Annotated in this window: 19 protein-coding genes and 1 tRNA gene; 7 read left to right on the top strand and 13 right to left on the bottom strand. The window is 66.3% G+C overall.

What is annotated here, in order from left to right; genetic code table 11:
* Positions 1-36 precede the first annotated feature (36 nt).
* Positions 37-1,236 carry an LPS export ABC transporter permease LptF gene (lptF, locus tag QE379_RS06000; protein WP_306998808.1) on the top strand — a complete coding sequence of 400 codons (1,200 nt, stop codon included), beginning with the start codon at positions 37-39 and terminating at the stop codon, positions 1,234-1,236.
* A complete protein-coding gene (gene lptG, locus QE379_RS05995) occupies positions 1,233-2,330 on the top strand; it encodes an LPS export ABC transporter permease LptG (protein ID WP_306998806.1) in 1,098 nt (365 codons plus the stop codon). The genes lptF and lptG overlap by 4 nt, the downstream gene beginning before the upstream one ends.
* A gap of 209 nt (positions 2,331-2,539) precedes the next feature.
* Here lptG and QE379_RS05990 read toward each other — a convergent pair whose 3' ends face one another.
* The gene (locus tag QE379_RS05990; protein ID WP_306998804.1) at positions 2,540-3,634 is read right to left on the bottom strand and encodes a fatty acid desaturase; all 1,095 of its coding nucleotides are present in this window, start codon (positions 3,632-3,634) and stop codon (positions 2,540-2,542) included.
* 137 nt (positions 3,635-3,771) lie between these two features.
* On the opposite strand from QE379_RS05990, the gene QE379_RS05985 reads away from it, so the two are divergent.
* A complete protein-coding gene (locus QE379_RS05985) occupies positions 3,772-4,923 on the top strand; it encodes an N-acetyltransferase (RefSeq protein ID WP_306998802.1) in 1,152 nt (383 codons plus the stop codon).
* Between the two features lie 49 nt (positions 4,924-4,972).
* On the opposite strand, the gene QE379_RS05980 is transcribed toward QE379_RS05985, so the two are convergent.
* Positions 4,973-5,227 carry a hypothetical protein gene (locus QE379_RS05980; RefSeq protein ID WP_306998800.1) on the bottom strand — a complete coding sequence of 85 codons (255 nt, stop codon included), beginning with the start codon at positions 5,225-5,227 and terminating at the stop codon, positions 4,973-4,975.
* A 27-nt stretch (positions 5,228-5,254) separates the two neighbouring features.
* Positions 5,255-5,518, bottom strand: coding sequence for a hypothetical protein (locus tag QE379_RS05975; protein WP_306998797.1), 264 nt, complete (start codon positions 5,516-5,518; stop codon positions 5,255-5,257).
* A gap of 511 nt (positions 5,519-6,029) precedes the next feature.
* Here QE379_RS05975 and QE379_RS05970 point away from each other — a divergent pair.
* Both QE379_RS05970 and QE379_RS05965 read left to right on the top strand, forming a co-directional pair.
* On the top strand, positions 6,030-6,683 hold the full coding sequence (locus tag QE379_RS05970) for a class I SAM-dependent methyltransferase (RefSeq protein ID WP_306998795.1): 654 nt from the start codon (positions 6,030-6,032) through the stop codon (positions 6,681-6,683).
* Complete coding sequence (locus tag QE379_RS05965) at positions 6,680-7,303, top strand: hypothetical protein (RefSeq protein ID WP_306998793.1); 624 nt, start codon at positions 6,680-6,682, stop codon at positions 7,301-7,303. The genes QE379_RS05970 and QE379_RS05965 overlap by 4 nt, the downstream gene beginning before the upstream one ends.
* A 207-nt stretch (positions 7,304-7,510) precedes the next feature.
* On the opposite strand, the gene QE379_RS05960 is transcribed toward QE379_RS05965, so the two are convergent.
* Entirely contained in the window at positions 7,511-9,190 is a 1,680-nt protein-coding gene (locus tag QE379_RS05960) for an aminotransferase class III-fold pyridoxal phosphate-dependent enzyme (RefSeq protein ID WP_306998791.1), read from the bottom strand.
* 38 nt (positions 9,191-9,228) lie between these two features.
* On the opposite strand from QE379_RS05960, the gene asd reads away from it, so the two are divergent.
* On the top strand, positions 9,229-10,089 hold the full coding sequence (asd, locus tag QE379_RS05955; protein ID WP_306998789.1) for an archaetidylserine decarboxylase: 861 nt from the start codon (positions 9,229-9,231) through the stop codon (positions 10,087-10,089).
* A gap of 190 nt (positions 10,090-10,279) precedes the next feature.
* On the opposite strand, the gene QE379_RS05950 is transcribed toward asd, so the two are convergent.
* From QE379_RS05950 to QE379_RS05930, 5 genes are all read right to left on the bottom strand, one after another.
* Positions 10,280-10,356: transfer RNA gene (locus QE379_RS05950), tRNA-Arg, on the bottom strand.
* A gap of 73 nt (positions 10,357-10,429) precedes the next feature.
* Entirely contained in the window at positions 10,430-10,861 is a 432-nt protein-coding gene (locus tag QE379_RS05945; RefSeq protein ID WP_306998787.1) for a DUF1178 family protein, read from the bottom strand.
* On the bottom strand, positions 10,858-11,682 hold the full coding sequence (locus QE379_RS05940; protein ID WP_306998785.1) for a carbon-nitrogen hydrolase family protein: 825 nt from the start codon (positions 11,680-11,682) through the stop codon (positions 10,858-10,860). Before QE379_RS05940 ends, QE379_RS05945 begins: the two co-directional genes overlap by 4 nt.
* Positions 11,679-11,936 (bottom strand): glutaredoxin 3, encoded by a 258-nt coding sequence (gene grxC / locus QE379_RS05935; protein ID WP_267435703.1) that lies wholly within the window; start codon positions 11,934-11,936, stop codon positions 11,679-11,681. The genes QE379_RS05940 and grxC overlap by 4 nt, the downstream gene beginning before the upstream one ends.
* Before the next feature lie 31 nt (positions 11,937-11,967).
* On the bottom strand, positions 11,968-12,774 hold the full coding sequence (locus QE379_RS05930) for a ComF family protein (protein ID WP_306998783.1): 807 nt from the start codon (positions 12,772-12,774) through the stop codon (positions 11,968-11,970).
* Between QE379_RS05930 and QE379_RS05925 the strand changes: the two genes are divergently transcribed.
* Positions 12,758-13,606: a class I SAM-dependent methyltransferase gene (locus tag QE379_RS05925; protein WP_306998781.1), complete on the top strand. Its 849-nt coding sequence runs from the start codon at positions 12,758-12,760 to the stop codon at positions 13,604-13,606. The two genes, QE379_RS05930 and QE379_RS05925, sit on opposite strands and share 17 nt — an antisense overlap.
* Positions 13,607-13,640: 34 nt before the next feature.
* Here QE379_RS05925 and QE379_RS05920 read toward each other — a convergent pair whose 3' ends face one another.
* The 4 genes from QE379_RS05920 to argE all read right to left on the bottom strand — a co-directional run bounded on the left by QE379_RS05920 (position 13,641) and on the right by argE (position 19,288).
* Complete coding sequence (locus tag QE379_RS05920; RefSeq protein WP_267435701.1) at positions 13,641-14,030, bottom strand: response regulator; 390 nt, start codon at positions 14,028-14,030, stop codon at positions 13,641-13,643.
* Positions 14,031-14,096: 66 nt separating this feature from the next.
* Positions 14,097-16,508, bottom strand: a complete 2,412-nt coding sequence (locus QE379_RS05915; RefSeq protein WP_306998778.1) for an ATP-binding protein — start codon at positions 16,506-16,508, stop codon at positions 14,097-14,099.
* On the bottom strand, positions 16,495-17,820 hold the full coding sequence (locus QE379_RS05910; protein ID WP_306998777.1) for an EAL domain-containing protein: 1,326 nt from the start codon (positions 17,818-17,820) through the stop codon (positions 16,495-16,497). The genes QE379_RS05915 and QE379_RS05910 overlap by 14 nt, the downstream gene beginning before the upstream one ends.
* A gap of 298 nt (positions 17,821-18,118) precedes the next feature.
* The gene (argE, locus tag QE379_RS05905; RefSeq protein WP_306998775.1) at positions 18,119-19,288 is read right to left on the bottom strand and encodes an acetylornithine deacetylase; all 1,170 of its coding nucleotides are present in this window, start codon (positions 19,286-19,288) and stop codon (positions 18,119-18,121) included.
* Positions 19,289-19,378 lie beyond the last annotated feature (90 nt).

The following is a 19,378-nucleotide window of genomic DNA, read 5'->3' as shown; positions in this document are numbered from 1 at the left end:
TCGCGCGAGTGATGTTCCCCGCATGAAGTCCCCCGCATGAAGTCGATCGATCGCTACATGGCCCGGCTGATCGCGTTGCCGTTGTTCGCGACGCTGCTCATCTCGGCGATGCTGCTGGTGCTCGATCGCATCCGCCGCCTGTTCGAATTCGTCGCGACCGAGGGCGGGCCGATCAGCGTGGTGTGGCGGATGCTCGCCAACCTGCTGCCCGAATATCTGGGGCTGGGCATTCCGATCGGGCTGATGCTGGGCATCCTGCTCGCCTTTCGCCGCCTCGCCACCTCGTCCGAGCTGGACGTGATGCGCGGCGTGGGCATGAGCTATACCCGGCTGCTGCGCGTGCCGTATATGTACGCGATCGTGCTGGCCGCGCTGAACCTGGCTATCGTCGGCTATATCCAGCCTGTCGCGCGCTATTATTACGAAGGGCTGCGCTACGAGCTGCGCACCGGCGCGCTGGGCGCGTCGATCAAGGTGGGCGAGTTCACCCATCTGGGCGACCGCATGACGCTGCGCATCGAGGAGAGCCGCGACAGCGGGCGCGACCTGTCGGGCATCTTCGTCCATGCCAACACGTCCAAGGGCGACTGGATCGGCGTGACGGCGGAGCGCGGGCGCTTCCTGGCGACCGACGATCCCAACGTCATCATCTTCCGCCTGACCAACGGCACGCTGATCCACAACCGGCCCGAGTTCAAGGCGCCGCGCGTCCTGACCTTCTCCAGTCATGACCTGCCGATCGACCTGCCCAAGTTCGACAATTTCCGTCAACGCGGGGGCCGTGACCTGGAGTTCACCCTGCCCGAGCTCGCCCGCCACGGCCAGGAGGCGCAAAGCGCGGAGGCCCGTGCCGGGAGCCGTGCCGAATTCCACTTCCGCGTGGTCGAGGTGGTGACGATGTTCCTGTTGCCGCTGCTGGCGGTATCGCTGGGCATCCCGCCCAAGCGATCGACCTCTGCGCTCGGCGTCTTCCTGTCGATCGTCATGCTCGTCACCTATTTCAAGGTGAACCAATATGCCGCCGATATCGGCGCGCTGGGCCGGGTCAATCCCGCGCTGGCGCTCTGGGGGCCGTTCACCGTCTTCGCCGGATTGGTGCTCTGGATGTATTATGTGACCGCCTATGTACCCGGCGGCCAGCCGATCGGCGCGCTGGAGCGGGGCGTGGCGAAGCTGGCCAAGGCGATCGGCCGCTGGCTTCCCGGCCGCCGCCGCAAGAAGGGACAGGCGGCATGACCCTGTCCAACATCTTCCCGTCGCGGACCATCGCCATCTACATGGCGAAGATGTTCCTGATCCGCACCTTCGCGATCCTGTTCGCGGTGGCGCTGGTGCTCCAGACGCTCGACGTGCTGAGCGAATCCGGCGCGGTGCTGGCGGCCCCCGGCAACGGGCAGGCGCAGGTGTGGCGCTATGTCTCGCTGCGTGCGCCGCAGATCATATCCTTTCTGCTGCCCTTCTCGGTGCTGCTGGGCACGATCCTGACCTTCTTCACCATGAACCAGAATTCGGAGGTCATCGCGCTGAAGGCGGCGGGCATGTCGGCGCATCAGGTGCTGGCGCCGCTGCTGATCGCCAGCGCGGGCGTCGCGGTGCTGAGCTTCGCCTTCAACGACCGGATCGTGCCGCGTGCCAGCGCGACGTTGAGCGCCTGGCAGAAGGTCGAATATGGCCCGCTGCCCATCGACAGCGGCGACCGGGCCAATGTGTGGGTGCGCGACGGCGACGACCTGATCTCGGTCGACCTGATCCAGGGACGAGGGCCGAGAACGCAACTGGGCGGTGTGACGCTCTACGACCGCAGCGGCGGCAACCTCCAGGCGATCGTACGGGCCCCGCGCGGACAGCGTGCCGGCGATGGCTGGCGGATCGGCCCCGCGACCCGGTTCGAGGTGGCATCGGGCAAGCTGACCGATATCCCCTCGCTGGTCATCGGGCGCGGCGTGACGCCCGAGCAACTGACGCTGGCCAGCGTCAATGCCGACAGTCTGTCTTTCCGCGCGCTGTCGAACGCGATCGACGATCTGCGCGAGGCGGGCCGTCCGACCAAGTCGCTCGAGGGATCGCTCTGGCACAAGCTGTCCGCGCCGATGTCGGCGGTGTTGATGCCGCTGCTGGGCGCGGTCGCGGCCTTCGGTATCGCGCGCTCGGGCAAGCTGTTCGTCCGCGCGGTGATCGGCATGGCGCTGGGCTTCGCCTATTTCGTCGCGGACAATTTCTCGATGGCGATGGGCGACCTTGGGGCCTACCCCCCGTTCCTCGCGGCTTGGGCGCCCATATTGCTGTTCTTCCTGATCGGCGAGGCGGTGCTGTTCCGGACGGAGGAGTAACCCCACTTACCTCCGAAGACCCCCACCTCCGTTCGCACTGAGCGAAGTCGAAGTGCACGCCCTAGGCATGCAGCCTGGCGAGCGGAGTTCCTTGGCCTTCGACCTCGCTCAGGCTGAACGGAGGTTTGGAGGGGGTGTCATAATCTCCACCGCCCGTTCACGCTGAGCGAAGTCGAAGCGCACGCCCTCCTTCGCCCAGCACCGAAACCTTATTTCCCCCGACGGATCGTGCTCAGACCGATCTTCGCCACCAGCCCCGGTAGCCCCTTGTAGCTCGCCTTGTGATAGGGCGAATCCGGTTCCAGCGCCGCGCTGATCCGCCGATGCGCCTCGCCCAGCGAATGATAGGGCAGCGACGGCAGCAGGTGGTGCAATGCATGGTAACGCAGACCGACCGGCGCCCACAGGCCCGGCAACAGCGCGGGCGGCGGCACGTTGACCGAATCCAGATACTGGGCGGTCACCGTCATCTGCTCGCCCTCATTCTCCCAGAGATGCGCGACCAGCGTGCGGACCTGATTGAGCACCGCAACCGCCGAGCCGATCGCGAAACCGATACCGAAGCCACGCAGCGAGATGATCCCCGTCGCGACCATCGCCACCAGCGCGATCGCCCAGATCGACGCCGCCGCGTCGGTCCGGTTGAACCGCACCAGCGCCTCGCCCTCGGGCATGCGGCGGCGGAATTGCGGGTTGATCGCCAGCGCCGAATAACGCTCGACCACCATTTTGCGCAGCCCCGGAATCACCCAGGACAAAGGCGACAGGATCGCGAACCGGATCAGCAGCCCCAGCGGCGCCAGCGCCGATACCAGGATGAACACCGGCAGCGTCCACGGCTTCATCAGTGCCAGCGGCAGATATTCGGGATCGTCGGCGGTGCCATAGCGCGTCTTGGCATGGTGCAGATTATGCACCCCATCATACATGAAGGCGGGCGTCAGCAGCGGCACGCCGACCAGCGCGTTCCAGCCGGTCCGGAAGCCCGGCAGCGCCGAATGCTTCATATGGCTGACCTCATGGATGAACAGCAGAGCACGGTACAGCGCCAGCACCGCGACCACCGACGCCACCACGATCACGCCGGTCGAAGACGCCGTCACCGCCACGGCAAGCGCGGCATAGCCGACCAGCGCACTGCCCGCCATGTCCGCCCAATAGAGCCCGGGTTTCGGCGCGATCAGGTCGCGCGTCATTTCGGCGGCGGCGCGCAGCATCGCCTTGTCGTCGGCGATCGGCAGGCGCGCCTGGCGTGGGACGGCGGCGGCACCGGGGCCGCGTTCGAAAGAAAGCGTCGATTCCATAACTCTATCCTTTGCCCCCATATAATGGCGACACGGTGGCATTCCCACGGCGACGAATGACGGAATCCTCTCACTCGCTATGATCGACCAAGACGGTTAGGAAACGACTTTCATATCCATCGCTGGACCGTCCGCCTATGCTGCTCTCCATCCGCCCGGTCGTCACCAAGGGCGATCGCAAGACCTTCGTGGACTTTCCCTTCGGCCTGTACGCGGACGATCCGCACTGGGTTCCGCCGCTGAAGGGCGAGGCGCTGGGCCTGATCACGCCGGAGAAGAATGGCTGGTACAGCCATGCCAAGGCGCAGCTTTTCCTGGCGGAGGAGAATGGCAAGGTCGTCGGGCGCATCTCCGCGCATCTCGACACGCTGGCACTGGAGATGGACCCGTCGAAGGGCTTCGGGCCGGGCGTCGGCTTCTGGGGCCTGATGGACGCGGTCAGCGAGGACGTGTTCAGGGCGCTGCTGTCCACTGCTGAGGGCTGGCTGCGCGAACAGGGCATGACCCGCGCGATCGGTCCGGTGTCGCAGTCGGTGTGGGAAGAGCCCGGCCTGCTGGTCCAGGGGTTCAATCAGGACCCGACCATCATGATGGGCCATGCGCGGCCCGAATATCAGGGCTGGATCGAGGCGGCGGGTTACGGCGTCATCAAGCAGCTCTTCACCTATGAGCTGGACATCACGCAGGAATTTCCGCCGATCGTCCAGCGGATCATCCAGTCGGGCGAAAAGAATGCCCGCATCCGCATCCGGGAAGTCAACAAGGCCAAATTCGATGAGGAAGCGGCGATCATCCTGGGCATCTTCAACGATAGCTGGGCGGACAATTGGGGCTATGTCCCCATCACCCCGCCCGAAATCGTGGATGTCGGCGTCAAGCTGAAGCCGATCGTATTCAACGACCTGATCCGCATCGCCGAGCTGGACGGCAAGCCGGTGGCGTTCATGATCACGCTCCCCGACCTGAACGAGGCGATCAAGCCGCTCAAGGGCAGCCTGCTCCCCTTCGGCTGGGCCAAGCTGCTGCTGTGGCTGCGCGCGCCCAAGGTGCGGACGATGCGCGTGCCCCTGATGGGCGTGGTCAAGGAACTCCAGTCGTCGCGCATGGCGAGCCAGCTTGCCTTCATGATGATCGAATATATCCGCCGCGCCTCGATCCAGCGTTACGGCGCGTCGCGCGGCGAGATCGGCTGGATCCTCGACGACAATCAGGGGATGCGCTCGATCGCCGAGACCATCAAGAGCGACATCAACAAGACCTATAACATCTACGCCCGCGACCTGGGCTGACGGACGACGGGCGGGGCCGCCCGACCGGGGCGGCCCCCACCCTTTCCCCTCACTTGTTGCGGCCGATATAGTCGAGCGGATCGACGCCGTTCCACAACCACTGCTTGCGCGTCTTGCAGACCTTGCCGCGCATGATGTGATCTTCCTGGACGTTCAGGAAGCAGTAGCGGGTCGGCTTGGCGGCGGCAGCGGGCGCGGTCGGCAGCGCGGCGGCTTCGACGGGCGCCGGGGCGGGCTTGGCGACATCGTCGCGCGGTGACGGAGCCGACAGAGCGGCGGCGGTGGCGAGCAGAGCGAACATCATCGGGATTCTCCGGTTTTCGAGGGGGGATCAGCGGCGCGCGATGCGGCCGGTCGGAACCTGGCCTTCACGGGCGATCCATTCGTCCGCCGTGTGGCAGATCTTGGTCGGGATGTGCGAACCGGTCAGCGTCTCGACGACGCAATAGCGGGTCGAAGCCGAAACGGTGGCGGGCGACGCGCCGCCTTCCGCCGTCACGGCGACCGTGTCCAGGGTGACGGTCGGCGACGCCATGGGCTCACGGCCCGGCGCGGCGGCGGACAAGGTCGATGCGATCAGCAATGTCAGTAGCATGGTTGGTAACTCCCTGAAGCCGGATCACCCCGGCATGTGAGTTACTGCATTAGTCATGCCACACAGTGAAAACACCGGATTTCAGGGGTTTACGTTTTTGTGATCCGGCGAAATTTGCCGATTCCTAGCAATTTTCGCTTATCTATCGGCAAAACGCACCGTGCGATAATCGCGCGCGGAAGGGGTCACGATTGGAAGGCTGGCGGCGACATAGATTGTCGGCGACGACAGCCGCGCTTCCGATGCAAACGTCGCATCGACAAGCATCAGTAAGCCACCTTTTAAAGACTAGGCAAAAGATCAAGAGTCTATCGCGCCACACAGGACAGCAGCCGCCACTCTATCCCATAAACGAACAATGCGACAGATCGGCGCATCTTCGATGACATATTGATGGCGTTATTGCGAAAATCTCGCAGGGAGCGCCGCATTTGTCGCGAAATTGTCACCGCCTGCTGCGAACAGGGACGGCATCGTCGCATTACGGGATGCCCTTTCGATGGCAACGCAGATGAGTACCGCCAGCGTCACCAAGGCCTATGACCGCTGGTCGCCTGTCTATGACCTGGTCTTCGGCCCCGTCTTCAAACAAGGCCGCTCCGCCGCCATCGTCGCCGCCGAGCGGATCGGTGGGCGCATCATCGAGGTCGGGGTCGGCACCGGCATTTCGCTCCCCCAATATTCGCGCGACAACCGCATCGTCGGCGTCGACCTGTCCGAGCCGATGCTGGACAAGGCGCGCGAACGGGTGAAGCGTGGCAACCTCACCCATGTCGAACAGATCGCATATGGCGACGCCGAGGCGCTGCAATTCGCCGACAACAGCTTCGACGTGGTGGTCGCGCAGTACGTCATCACCGCCGTCCCCAACCCGGAACGCGCGCTGGACGAATTCGCCCGCATCTGCCGCCCCGGTGGCGAGATCGTCATCACCACGCGCGTCGGCGCGGGCGACGGTCTTCGTGGGCGGATCGAAAAGACGCTGATGCCGATCACCAGCCGGTTGGGCTTCCGCACCGACTTCCCGTTCCATCGCTATACCGACTGGGCCGCGACGCGCGGCGATGTGGAACTGGTCGAAAGCCGCCCCCTGCCCCCGCTCGGCCATTTCTCGCTGGTCCGCTTCGCCAAGCGCCAGCCCTCCCTCCAAGGACAAGTCCAATGACGGGTTTCCGCGCGCAACTCGCCGAACAGCGGTGGGACGATCACCGTTATTATCACCACAGCCTGGTCAATCAGAGCCTGCACTTCGTCAGCGCCTGCACCTTCCTAACCGCCTATGTGCTGCTGTTCATCGACCCGGCGGTGGCCAGCCTGCTCGCTTGGGGCGTGGCGATGACCAGCCGCCAGGCGGGCCATTTCTTCTTCGAGCCCAAGGGCTATGACCATGTGAACAAGGCGACGCATGAGCATAAGGAAGAGATCAAGGTCGGATACAATCTGACCCGCAAATATGTGCTGATGGGCATATGGGGCGCGATCCCGCTCGTGCTGCTCGTGCAGCCGACGCTGTTCGGGACGCTGGAAAATCCCGAAGGCTTCATGGGTTATCTGCGCCATGTCGGCATCGGCTGGCTGGGCCTGGGCGTCAGCGCGATCGTGGTGCGGGTCATGCAGCTTTGGGCGAAGCGCGATCTGGAAACCGGGCTGGTCTGGGCGACCAAGATCGTCACCGACCCGTTCAACGACTTCAAGATGTACAAGAGCGCCCCGCGCCGCCTGATGAAGGGCGAGCGGATGGATCATCACGATGCCGATGACTTCGAGGATTTGAAGGCGGCGTAACGCGCAGCTTCGGGTTGACGGATAGGGCGGCGGTTCCAGAAGGACCGCCGCTACTTTTGCATCCGGACCTCTCGCCTAGCCGCTCCCCTCCCGCAGGCGGGAGGGGATGGGGGAGGGAAAGCCACAAGCGCCGAACTCGGTGAGACACCCTGCCCTCCCCAAACCCCTCCCGCCTGCGGGAGGGGCTTAAGAAGAGAAGGAAGGGGTTTAAACCCCTCCCCGCCCCAACCTTACCGCCAGCGACTCCTTCAAGATCCGCCGCCGGATCGCCTTGTTCGCCAGCTTCAGGTCACCCGGCGCATCGGGCGAGGTCCACCACCAGCCATCGTCACGCATCTGTTGTCCCGCTGCAACGAAGCGGTCGCAAATCTCGGCGAACAGGGTGTCGTCGATGTCGAGGCTGAAGATCAGCCGCCCGGTTCCGACCCAACTCAACGCCAGCCCTTCCGCCCGGAGATAATATTGCAGCATCCAGTTATAGGGCGAGGCGACCGAGTAGAGGATGGTCCAGATCGTCTGGACATGCGCGACCGACAGGGCCAGCCCGGCTTCCGCCATCCGCGCGTTGAACATCGCCGCACGGGCATTCCATCGTGCGTCCAGTCCTTCGTACAGCGCGGCGACCTCGGGCGTCTCCAGCCGCCGGAGAAAGGCGTTCATCGCCCCCATGACCATGGGGTGCGAGTTGAAGGTGCCGCGCGCGAAGCAGATGTCCACGGGCCGCTCCTCACGCCAGCGCTTCATCAAATGGGCGGGGCCACACAGCACACCGACCGGCAACCCGCCGCCCAGCGTCTTGCCATAGGTGATCAGATCCGGCTTCACCCCGAAATATTCCGGCATGCCGCCCTTTGCGAGGCGGAAGCCCATGAAAACCTCGTCGAAGATCAGGACGATGCCGTTGGCGCGGCACGTCTCGGCCAGCTTGTGCAGCCAGTCGCGATAGGCGGCCAGGTCCGCCCCCGCCTTGCGCCCGCCATCGACCAACTGTCCGTCCGACGGGGCCGAGCCATTGGGGTGCATCGCCTGAAGCGGGTTGACCAGCACGCACGCGATGTCCTTGCGCGTCGCCAGCACCTTCAGCGTCCGCTCCGACATATCGGCCAGGGTCAGCGTCCGGTCGGCGGATATGGGGTTGCCGATCCCCGGCTGAACCTCGCCCCACCAGCCATGATAGGCCCCCGCGAAGCGCACCAGACGCGGGCGGCGGGTATGATAGCGGGCGAGGCGCACCGCCTGCATCACCGCCTCGGTGCCCGACATGTGGAACGACACCTCGTCCATCCCCGACAATTCGGTCAGGCGGCGGACATTGTCGGCGACGACCGGGTGGAACGACCCGAGCACCCCACCCAGATCGGCGACTATCGCCGCGCCTTCCGCCATGGTCCGTTTGTAGAAGTCGTTGCCGAACAGGTTGACCCCGTAGGAGCCGGTCAGGTCGATCAGCCGGTTGCCGTCCAGATCGATCAGGATCGGCCCTTCCGACCGCTCGTAAAACGCCCCCGTCGCCAGTGTCGTCCGCACCTTCTCGCGAAACTGGAACGGCACGCGGTACGCACCGGTGAATTGCAGGTCGGACAGGCCGGACCGCGTCTCCTTGGTCAGCGCCAGCGTCCTCGCGAATCGCGTCGCGAACACCCCGCCCAGCCGCTCGAACCCCGCGCGCCGCTGCCCGGCGACCGCGTCCGGCGCGTCATCGACGCGGAAGAAGCGATCCTCGCCATAGCTATAGAATGGAATCTGCCCCGCGATCCGCTTGGCGAGGCGGACGTGGCCGCCCAGCCCCGGATGCTTGGCGCGCGACAGGGTCAGGCGGCGATGCCCTTTGGTCAGGGCGACCGCACCGGCGGAGGCGGCCAGCAGGCCAGTGAGAATCGGGTTCATGCGGTCTTTGACCGCGTACCCATGACGGAGGCATGACAATGCGCGGACCCATCATGCGGTTCTTCCTGAACGAAGACATTAATTTTCTCGTCACCAACCGCCTGCCGCGCCGGTTCGCGACGCAACTGATCGGCAAGATCGCCCGGATCGAACATCCGCTGGTCGCGAAACCCAGCCTGGCGCTGTGGAAATTCTTCGCGAACGTCGATCTGTCCGATGCGCGGACGACCCGGTTCAAATCGTTGCGCGACGGCTTCGTTCGTCCTTTACGCGATGGGGCACGGGCCTTCGACACCGACCCCGACACCATCGCCTCCCCCTGCGACGCGCTGGTCGGCGCGCATGGCCGGATCGAGGATGACCGGCTCTATCAGGTGAAGGGCTTTCCCTATCGCCTCGGCGATCTGATCCCGGACCAAAATCTGGTCGAACGATTTTTCGACGGATCGTTCGTCACGCTGCGGCTGACGGCGGGCATGTATCACCGTTTCCACGCGCCGACCGACATCGCGGTGGAAGGCGTGACCTATCTCTCCGGCGACTGCTGGAACGTGAACCCGATCGCACTCAAACGGGTCGAGCGGCTCTTCTGCCGCAACGAACGCGCAGTGATCGAGGCGCGGACGCTCGTGTCGGGACGCCCCCTGCTGATCGTGCCCGTCGCCGCCATCCTGGTCGCGAGCATCCGCCTCCATTGCCTGGATACCGAACGCACCCTGCGCGAGCACGGCCCCGGCCGCCGCCCCTGTGCCGCCCGGATCGGCAAGGGCGAGGAGATGGGCTGGTTCGAACATGGCTCGACCATCATCCTGTTCCTGCCCCGTGGGATGACGCTTTCCGACCATCTGGTCGAGGGACAGGCGATTCGCGCGGGCGAGGTGATCGGGCGCACCGGATGAAATCGCTATGGGAGTGTCATTCCGATCAAGGAACCGCACGGACGCCCAAGGCGATCGCCGGGCGAGTTGGCGCTGGACGGCTGTTCCGTGCGAAAATCTCCGCGATGCGCCGACAGCGTCGTCCCGGCCCCGACAAGGATGACGCCCTGCCGATCACACCGCCATCCATCAAATCATTGATTCAGGAGCGTGGTGACCCCGACTGGATTCGAACCAGTGGCCCCCAGATTAGGAATCTGATGCTCTATCCTGCTGAGCTACGGGGCCCCACGCGGACGCGGTGATACTCGGGTCGTGGGGCGGGGTCCAGAGTGGTTTGGCGGGGCGGAGCCCGCCGCCGTCAGTTGACCTGTTTTGGCGGAACCACCGGGAACGGCAGGGGCGCGACGGGGACGCCTTCCTCGACCAGGGCCTTGGCCTCGGCCAGACTGGCCTGGCCGTGAATTTGCGTAACGGGCGCCGTGCCTTCATGCATCGCACGCGCCTGGTCGGCGAAGGCGGTGCCGACCCAGGTCGATTTTTCCAGCATCTTCGCCTGCTGGCCCGCCAGTTGCTCCAGCGCGGCGCGGATCGCCTGTGGCGAGGGCGCGTCTGGCTTGCTGTTGCCCTTGGCGGCGATCTGCGGGGCCATGACCGCCTTTTCGATCCGGCGATCGCCGCATAGCGGACATTCGACCCGCCCGGCCTCGCGCTGATCGGCATAGGCGTTGGACGAGGCGAACCAAGCCTCGAACACATGGCCGTGCCCGCATCGCAGGTCGAAGACGATCATGCCCGCACCACCGGCGGGATCGCGCGGCGATGGCGAATCGCGGGCAGGCGCTGCCGCACCGCATCGACCTGCGCTAGGTCGAGGGTCGCGAAGCCCAGTCCCGCCGCCTCGCCCATGTCCAGCAGCATCTCGCCCCAGGGCCCGACCACCAGCGAATGGCCATAGGTGGCGCGACCATCCTGATGCTCGCCGGTCTGCGCGGCGGCGATCAGGTGCACGCCCGCCTCGATCGCCCGCGCGCGGAGCAGGACATGCCAATGCGCCGCACCGGTCGGGCGGGTGAAGGCGGCGGGCACCGACAGGATCGTCGCCCCCGCCTCGGTCAGCGCGGCGAACAGCGCCGGGAAGCGCATGTCGTAGCAGATGGCGACGCCCAGCCGCCCGACCGGCGTGTCGACCACAACCGCCTGATCGCCCGGCGCATAGGACGCCGATTCCCGCCAGCTTTCGCCGCTGGGCAGGTCGACATCGAACAAATGCATCTTGTCGTAACGGGCGCGGACCTCGCCCCGGTCATCGATGACATAGCCTCGATTGGCGAGCCGCCCGTCCCCGCGCCTGACCGCCAGCGAACCGAGATGGACCCACAGGCCATGCGCCGCCGCCGCCGCGCGGACGCGGGCGAGCACCGGGTCATGCTCTTCGGAGGTCAGATGCGCCGCCGCCCGCGCCTTGTCGCGATCGATCAGTCCCGACATTTCGGGGGTGAACAGCATCGCCGCGCCCCCCGCCGCCGCCTCGGCGATGGCGCGTTCCAGCGTGTCGGCATTGGCAGCGGGGTCGATCCCCGCCGTCATCTGAAGAACCGCGACCGCCGTCATGCGGCCAGGAGCGGGTCCAACCCTCCGCGCTTGTCGAGCGCGGCCAGATCGTCCGAACCGCCGATATGCTGTCCGTCGATGAAGACCTGCGGCACGGTGGTGCGTCCGTTCGCGCGCTCGATCATCTCGGCGCGCTTGGGGCCGCCCATGCTGATGTCAAATTCCTCGGGCTCGACGCCCTTGGAGGCGAGCAGCGCCTTGGCCCGGGTGCAATAGGGACAGAACGCCTTGGTGTAGATTTCGACCTTTGCCATCCCCCTCAGGTGTGGCGCGCGGGGGCGCTTGTCAATCGTCCGCCCCGTCGATGACGCGCGCCCAGCACAGGATCGCGACCGACGCGGCCCCCGCCGCCAGCAAAGCGCGCACGCACGCATTCGCTGTCGCGCCGGTGGTATAGACATCGTCGATCAGGACGATGCGCCGCCCCTTCACCGCCGCGCGGTCGGTCACATGGAACGCCGAGGTCACGGCCTTTCGTCTTTCGCGGGGCGACAGGCCGCGCAGCAACGGTGTCGCCCTCACCCGCTCCAGCCCGCCCCGCAGCAGGGGAAGGCCGGTCCGCCGCGACACGCCCTCCCCGATCAACACCGCCTGGTTGAATCCGCGCCGCCACAGGCGCCAGCGATGCAGCGGCACCGGGACCAGCAGTTCCGCATCATGCGGCACCAGACGCGCCATCGGCCCGGCCATGGTCTCCGCCACGCCGATCCGGCCACCATGTTTCAGCCGGATCGGCAGTTCGCGCGCGATCGGGCCATAGGCGACGGCGGCATGGATTCCGGCATGGCGCGGCGGATCGGCCAGGCAGGCCCCGCAATGCTGCCCCGGCTCCCCTGGCAGAGGCAGGCCGCAGCGGACGCACCCCGTCCCGTCCAGAAACCGCAACCGCCCCCAGCATGCCGCGCAGAAGCGGTGATCCGCCTCGACCGGTTCGGCACAGCCCGGACAGCGCGGCGGCAAGGCCCAGCGGATCGCCCCGGCCAGCCACCCGCCCGGCGCGAATCCAGTTGCTTTCGCTTGCCCACCCATCGGGTTCGACTTGTTCCCGATCGCACAAGCGCGCACAAGCGCGGCGGTGAGCAGCCCGACCATCTTCGACCGTAACGCCCGCCGCCTCCATCGCGACCGCGCCCAGCCCGATTTCGCCGCGCACGACTTCCTGCGCGCCGCGATGCTCGATGGCCTTGCCGAACGGCTGGATGCCGTCACGCGACCGTTCCGCCATATCCTGGACCTGGGGTGCTTCGACGGCCAGTTCCCCGCGCCGCCGGGAGCACAAGTGGCGCGGCTGGACCCCGGCTTCGCCTTTGCCCGTGCGGCGGGCGGCGTGCAGGGGGACGAGGATCGCCTGCCCTTCGCCGACCGCAGCTTCGACCTGGTGGTCAGCGCGGGCGTGCTCGACCAGATCGACGATCTGCCGGGGGCGCTGACGCTGATCCGGCGGGTGCTGCGGCCCGACGGGCTGTTCCTGGGCGCGTTCGTCGGCGGCGGCTCGCTGCCCCGGCTCCGCGCGGCGCTGCGCGTGGCCGAGGCCGAGCGCCCCGTCGCGCGGCTGCACCCGCAGGTCGATGTCCGGTCGGCGGGGGATTTGCTGATGCGCGCGGGCTTCACCCTGCCCGTCGCCGATATCGAGACGCTGGAGGTCCGCTACCGCGATTTCGGGCGGCTGCTGGGCGATCTGCGCGGCATGGGGGCGAGCAACATGCTGGCCGAACGTCGCCCGATCGGCCGCGCCGCGCTGGCGGCGGCGGCGGCGGCCTTTGCCGATCTGGCCGATCCCGACGGGCGCGTGTCGGAGCAGTTCAACCTGATCTTCCTGACCGGATGGGCCCCCGACCCTTCCCAGCCCCTGCCCGCCAAGCGCGGCAGCGCCACGGCGTCACTGGCCGATGCGCTGAAGCCCAAGCCGGATACGGCGCGCTAAGGCCGGGTCGACACTCACCCCTTCCGCGAAGGGCTCAGCCGATCATCGCGCCGCCACGGTCGCCCGCGAGGATACGGCCCATCGACTCGAACAGCTGGTCCATCGCGACGGGCTTCACGATGACGTCATCGGCCCCGGCGCTCATACAGCGTTCGCGCAGGTCCACACCGCTGTCGGCGGTGACGACGATGATCGGCACCTCGCCCTTGGCATCGCCCCGCGCGCGGATACGCTGAATGGCGGTGATGCCGTCCATGCCCGGCATGCGCAGATCGATCAGGATCATGTGATAGGAGTCGCGCTCGATCATATCGAGGCCGATCTCGGCATTTTCCGCCTCCGCCATGCTGGCGCCCGCCACGTCGAGCATATCGCGCACGACGCGCCGGTTCATGCGATCATCCTCGATGAAAAGGACGTTCATCGACGCCCCTTCCCCGTATCGCATTCCTTCGCGGTCATGACGCAGATCATAGCTCCGCCCTAGCGATCATGCCGCTTGCGTTACAAGAGGCGTAAAGGCGGTTTGCGGCGAGGTGTCGAACATCCTGCGCATCACCTCGACTCCCGCGACGGGCTTCGCGACAACCTCGATCAACCCGGGCCCAAAAAATTCGTTCCGCTCCAACGGGTCCGATTCCGGCCATAACAGGAACGTCGGAACCTCCGCCGCCCGGATCTGGGCCATTCGCGACAGCATCGGGCGGCCCTCCGCATCGCGGATCGCGCTGTCGTCGATCAGCACGCGCGAAACGCCTCCTTCAGCCAGGCGCGCGACGGCTTCGTCCGCGTCGGCGACGAACTGGGCGACCGCGTAGGGCGCGCAGAAATTGGTCCACATCGCCCGCCGGATCGGATTGCGATCGACGACGAGGACGATCGGACGCTCCACCGCCGGTGCCGGGGCGAGTTCGTCGAGCGGCAGAGTCAGGATGAACGTCGATCCCTGCCCCACCACGCTGTCCACCGTCACATCGCCCCCCATCGCCCGGGCGAGCCGCCGACAGATGGCCAGCCCCAGCCCGGTGCCGCCGAATTGCCGCGTGGTGCTGGCATCGGCCTGACGAAAGGCCTCGAAAATTTCCTCCAGATTCTCCGGCGATATGCCGATACCGCTATCGCTGACGCGGATCGACACGCCGTCCGCCGTCCGCCGCGCCGACAGCGTCACCTGCCCCGAAGCGGTGAACTTCAGGGCGTTGGACAACAGGTTGAAGACGATCTGGCGGATGCGCGCCGGATCGCCCAGCACGGTGGCGGGACATTCGGACAAGTCGACGGTGAAGCCCAGCGCCTTGGCCGCCGCCTGCCCCTCGAACAGGCGCGAGGCGTCGCGGACCGTGGTCGCCAGATCGAAGGGCACCTGTTCCAGCGTCAGGCGGCCATTCTCGATCTTCGCCACGTCGAGCAGGTCGTCGACCAGCGCACGCATGGTCATCCCCGCACCGTGCATCACCTCCACCCGCTCGCGCTGTTCGCCCGGCAGCGCGCCGTCGGCCAGCATGATCTGGGTCATGCCCAATATGCCGTTCAGGGGCGTGCGGATCTCATGGCTGGTCGTCGCCAGAAACTCGGTCTTGACCGCCAGCGCCTTTTCGAGCCGATCGTTGGTCACGGCCAGGTCACCATGCGCGGCACGAATCCGGTTGCGGCTGCGGCCCAGCGTGACCAGCCAGACGCCGAGCAGCGCGAGCACGACAACGATCGCTGCCACCGATCCGATCAGGATGATTCGCTCGGTCCGCAACTGCTCGCGCTCGAAGGCGATGTTGCGTTGCAGGTCGGCGGCCTTCATCCGCGCGATCCGCAATTCCTGATTGGCGAAGTCGAACCGCGCGCCCATCAGCGCGAGGCTGGTCGAGGTGGCGAGGCGGGTGGCGTCGTCGTCGATCCGCTTCAGCGCCTCCAGATGGCGAAGCGCATCCGCCGTACGTCCCGCCGCCATATAGATCTGATAGGCGCTCTGGTGCGCATCGCGCAGCGACACGCCGGTCCGACCGACATCGACACCCTCGAAGCTCCGGTCGATCAAATTCGCGGCCTGGGCCAGTTGGCCGCGTTGAAAGGCGGCCTGGGCGGCGATGCTGTCCAACGTGCTCGTATCGCTGGAGTCCACGTTGCGGGCGCGCGCGATCGAGGACTCCGCCGCCGCAATCCGACCAAGCCGCAATTCGCTCCGCGCGATATTGCGCCAGACCTGCGCCAGCATCGGCGGACTGTTCAACTGCTGCGCCAGCGTGCCGGCTTCGCGCAACTGGGCCAGCGCATCCTCCGTCCGCCCCAGTTCGCCCAGGGTCAGCGACCGGTTGTTGAGGACGACCATGCGCAGCGCGTCGTCACCCTGATAGGTGGTCCGTGCCTGCTCCAGATAGCGGAGCGCCGACGCGAAGTCCTTTCCGTTGATGTACAGGTTCGCCATCTGGACTAGGGCCCGCGCCTGTCCGCGCGGATCGTTCAGATGCTGGAAGACACGATACGCTCCCTGAAAGGACTGGAGCGCGGCGGCGATATTGCCGGTGTCCATGTCCAGGCTGCCCTGGGACAATAGCAGGTTGCCATAGAGATCGGACCGCAGCGCCAGTCGCCGTGCGGTCGCCAGCGCAGACGAAATCGCGGTGCGGGCCTTCCGATTGTCGCCCAGCCTGCTGGCTCCTTCTCCGCGCAACCAGTCCGTCGTCGCCAGGGCGAGCGCGCGCTGGTCGGCGTCCGCCATCCGTGTGGCGGATTGCCGCGCCACCTCGGCCTTTTGGATGGCGACCGCCGGATCGCGGAGCATTTCGGCCTTGGCCGCCTCGATCGCGCGGTCGAAGCCGGGTTGCGGCACCGTCTCCGCCCTTCCCCGCGATCCCAAGCCCGCCGCCAGCAATGCCGCGACGACCAGCGCAATCCTAACCGCGCGCATTCGCCACCAGACGGGCAAAGGGCGTCGGGCGGGCCATTGCCACGGTGGCCTGATGCCCCTGTTCCGTCAGGAAACGGGTCAGCGCCTCCAGGCCGATCGGACGGCTGATGAGATAACCCTGGATCATGTCGCACCCCATGACACTGAGCAGCGCCAGCGCGGCGGGCGTCTCCACCCCCTCGGCCACCACTTCCATCTCCAGCGCATGGGCCAGGTCGATGGTCGACCGGACGATCAGGGGATCGCGGTTGGAACTGGTCAATTGGGTGATGAACAGCTTGTCGATCTTCAATTCGCAAGCGGGCAACTGCTTCAGATAGGACAGCGAGGACAGCCCCGCGCCATAATCGTCGATCGCGACGGTGATGCCCATGTCGACGAAGGTCTGAAGATTGGCGATCGCGCTGTCGGGGTCGCGGATGACCGAGGTTTCGGTGATCTCGAACCCGATACGCGCACCGCTGTCGGTCACCAGGGCGCAGGCTTCCCGCACGAAATTCTGGTCGCTGAGCAACATGCCGGAGATGTTGACATAGACACGCAGGTCGTGACCCGCACGGATCAGGCTTTGCTGGTCGGCGATCACCCGGCGCAACGTCCACAGGGTCAGCGGCGCGATCACGCGCGACTCCTCGGCCACCGGGATGAACTCCATCGGCGAGATCATGCCATAGACCGGATGCCGCCAGCGCAGCAGCGCCTCGATGCTGGCGATCCGCTGCTGACGGACATGGACCTTGGGCTGATATTCGACATAAAGCCCGTCATGCTCGACCGCCTGGCTGAGATCGCGGGCAAGCGCGATCCGGTCGAGCCGGTCGGCGCGCGCCGCCATCTCGCGCACCACGGGACGGCCTTCGATATGCCCATCGGCCAGCGCCTGTTCGGCATCCTCCAACAGGCGGATATCGTCGTCATGCGGCACCGTCGCCGCCGCAGCGCCCAGGACCGGTTCGACGCGACAGCGTTCGCCGCCCAGTTCGAAGGGCTGCGACAACAGCGCGTTCATCGCCGCCAATCGATCCTCCAGCACCGCACGCGTCGGAGCGAACATCATCATCTCGACCTCCGCCGCGCCGGTGGGCCGAACCATCGCCTCGGGAAAGGCCTCGGCCAGGCGTGCCACGATCAACTCGATCAGTGTGGCACAATGAACCCGCCCGAAGCGGCGACGCAGGATGGTGAAGTTGCCGACCGCCAACAGGATCAGGAACTGCCAGTGCGGGTCCACCGCCTCCGCATTCGTGACGCCGGTGGCAGGGCCTGGAAGCCCGGATTCGCTGGCCGCGATTCGAGAGGGACTGTCGTTCACCCCTCAAATGTAACCGTGACCACTAAAGAAGGTGTTAACCTCCTTTCCCCGGCCATTCCAGTCCGTTAGCGCAACGGTTACCCATTGCGTCATAGTTAATTCGGCATTAACTATATTCTCGCGTGCCGGAAACGGGCGTCAACGAGGGAGAATATCCATGCTGAAGTTCATCATCGCGCTGATCTACGGCGAGACCATGCGCCCCTGGTAATCACAGGTTATGTCATGAGGCGATTCGGAGCGGTCCTACCGACGGATCGCCTCATGATTTTCCGGCCGAATCGATCGGCCCCGTCCCTTATCGATACAGATCATCCGCCAGCCTCAGCATGAAGGCGGCCCCCCGCTCCATCTGAGCGACCTCGATATACTCGTCCGGTTGATGCGCCTGTGTGATCGAACCCGGGCCACAGATGATCGTCGAGAAACCCGCCCCCTGGAACTGCCCCGCCTCCGCAGCATAGGGGACCGCGCGCGCCGGGCCGTTGTCGCCCGCCCATGCGCGTGCCAGCCGTTCGGCCATTCCGTCCGCCTCGGGCGCGAAGGCCGGGGTGCGCGAGCGCCGCTCGACCCGAACCCCCGCTCCCGGAAAGCGCAGGCGTAGCGCCGCATCCGCCTCGGCGCAGGCGGCGAAAAAGGGGGCCAGCACTTCCTCCGGCTCCTGCCCCGGCAGGGTGCGCAGGTCGAAGGCGAACCGACACTCCCGCGCCAGGATGTTGACCGCCGTGCCGCCCGCCATCTGGCCGACGGTCAGGGTGGCATGATGCGGACAGAAGGGCCCGTGCGGATCGCCCTCCCCCGCCAGTCGCTCGGCGAGGTCGGCCAGTCGCTGCATCAGCCGGATCGCGACCATATTGGCCGACACGCCCAGATGGGGCAGGCTGCTATGCGCTTCATGCCCCGTGACGGTGACGTTCCAGGTCGCGATCCCCTTATGCCCGCCGACCACGACCATCTCGGTCGGTTCACCCACCACCACGGCGGCGGGCGCGGGCAGTTCGCGCGCGATCTCGGCGATCATCGAGGGCGCGCCCAGACATCCCACCTCCTCGTCATAGGAGATTGCCAGATGAAGGGGACGCTTCGCCCCGGCGCTCGCCACATGCGGGGCGAGCGCCAGCGACAGGGCGAGGAACCCCTTCATGTCGCAGGTGCCGCGCCCGAACAGCCGGTCGCCGCGCCGGGTCAACCGCCAGGGATCGCTGGTCCAGGGCTGGCCGTCGACCGGCACGACATCGCTATGCCCTGACAGGACGACGCCGCCCCGCTCCATGGGCCCCACCGTGGCGTAGAGATTGGCCTTGCTGCCATCGGCATTGAACACCCGCCGCCCGCCGACCCCGAAGCCCGCCAGATGCCGCTCGACATAGGCGATCAGGTCCAGATTGGACTCGCGCGAGGTGGTGTCGATCGCGATCAGATCGGCGAGGATGGCGATGGCTTCAGCGGACAACTGGTCGGGGGTCATGCGGCCATCCTGCCGGATGTTGCACTTTGGTGAAACCCCAGCCGATCTGGAATGACAACCACCCTCACCCTTTCCACCCACTTGCAGCGG

The organism is Sphingomonas sp. SORGH_AS_0879, assembly GCF_030819175.1.
In the GTDB taxonomy this organism is placed as follows: domain Bacteria; phylum Pseudomonadota; class Alphaproteobacteria; order Sphingomonadales; family Sphingomonadaceae; genus Sphingomonas.
The sequence above is the reverse complement of the archived record's forward strand: the minus strand, read 5'-3'. Positions and strand labels throughout refer to the sequence as shown.

Bases quoted from the DNA above. Each gene is read 5' to 3' on its own strand.
- lptF (WP_306998808.1), top strand. From the start codon at position 37: ATGAAGTCGATCGATCGCTACATGGCCCGGCTGATCGCGTTGCCGTTG.
- QE379_RS05965 (WP_306998793.1), top strand. From the start codon at position 6,680: ATGACGGGTTTCCGCGCGCAACTCGCCGAACAGCGGTGGGACGATCAC.
- QE379_RS05980 (WP_306998800.1), bottom strand. From the start codon at position 5,227: ATGATGTTCGCTCTGCTCGCCACCGCCGCCGCTCTGTCGGCTCCGTCA.
- QE379_RS05930 (WP_306998783.1), bottom strand. From the start codon at position 12,774: ATGGTCGGGCTGCTCACCGCCGCGCTTGTGCGCGCTTGTGCGATCGGG.
- asd (WP_306998789.1), top strand. From the start codon at position 9,229: ATGCGCGGACCCATCATGCGGTTCTTCCTGAACGAAGACATTAATTTT.
- QE379_RS05985 (WP_306998802.1), top strand. From the start codon at position 3,772: ATGCTGCTCTCCATCCGCCCGGTCGTCACCAAGGGCGATCGCAAGACC.
- QE379_RS05920 (WP_267435701.1), bottom strand. From the start codon at position 14,030: ATGAACGTCCTTTTCATCGAGGATGATCGCATGAACCGGCGCGTCGTG.
- QE379_RS05945 (WP_306998787.1), bottom strand. From the start codon at position 10,861: ATGATCGTCTTCGACCTGCGATGCGGGCACGGCCATGTGTTCGAGGCT.
- QE379_RS05940 (WP_306998785.1), bottom strand. From the start codon at position 11,682: ATGACGGCGGTCGCGGTTCTTCAGATGACGGCGGGGATCGACCCCGCT.
- QE379_RS05970 (WP_306998795.1), top strand. From the start codon at position 6,030: ATGAGTACCGCCAGCGTCACCAAGGCCTATGACCGCTGGTCGCCTGTC.
- QE379_RS05960 (WP_306998791.1), bottom strand. From the start codon at position 9,190: ATGAACCCGATTCTCACTGGCCTGCTGGCCGCCTCCGCCGGTGCGGTC.
- argE (WP_306998775.1), bottom strand. From the start codon at position 19,288: ATGACCCCCGACCAGTTGTCCGCTGAAGCCATCGCCATCCTCGCCGAT.
- grxC (WP_267435703.1), bottom strand. From the start codon at position 11,936: ATGGCAAAGGTCGAAATCTACACCAAGGCGTTCTGTCCCTATTGCACC.
- QE379_RS05975 (WP_306998797.1), bottom strand. From the start codon at position 5,518: ATGCTACTGACATTGCTGATCGCATCGACCTTGTCCGCCGCCGCGCCG.
- QE379_RS05915 (WP_306998778.1), bottom strand. From the start codon at position 16,508: ATGCGCGCGGTTAGGATTGCGCTGGTCGTCGCGGCATTGCTGGCGGCG.
- lptG (WP_306998806.1), top strand. From the start codon at position 1,233: ATGACCCTGTCCAACATCTTCCCGTCGCGGACCATCGCCATCTACATG.
- QE379_RS05990 (WP_306998804.1), bottom strand. From the start codon at position 3,634: ATGGAATCGACGCTTTCTTTCGAACGCGGCCCCGGTGCCGCCGCCGTC.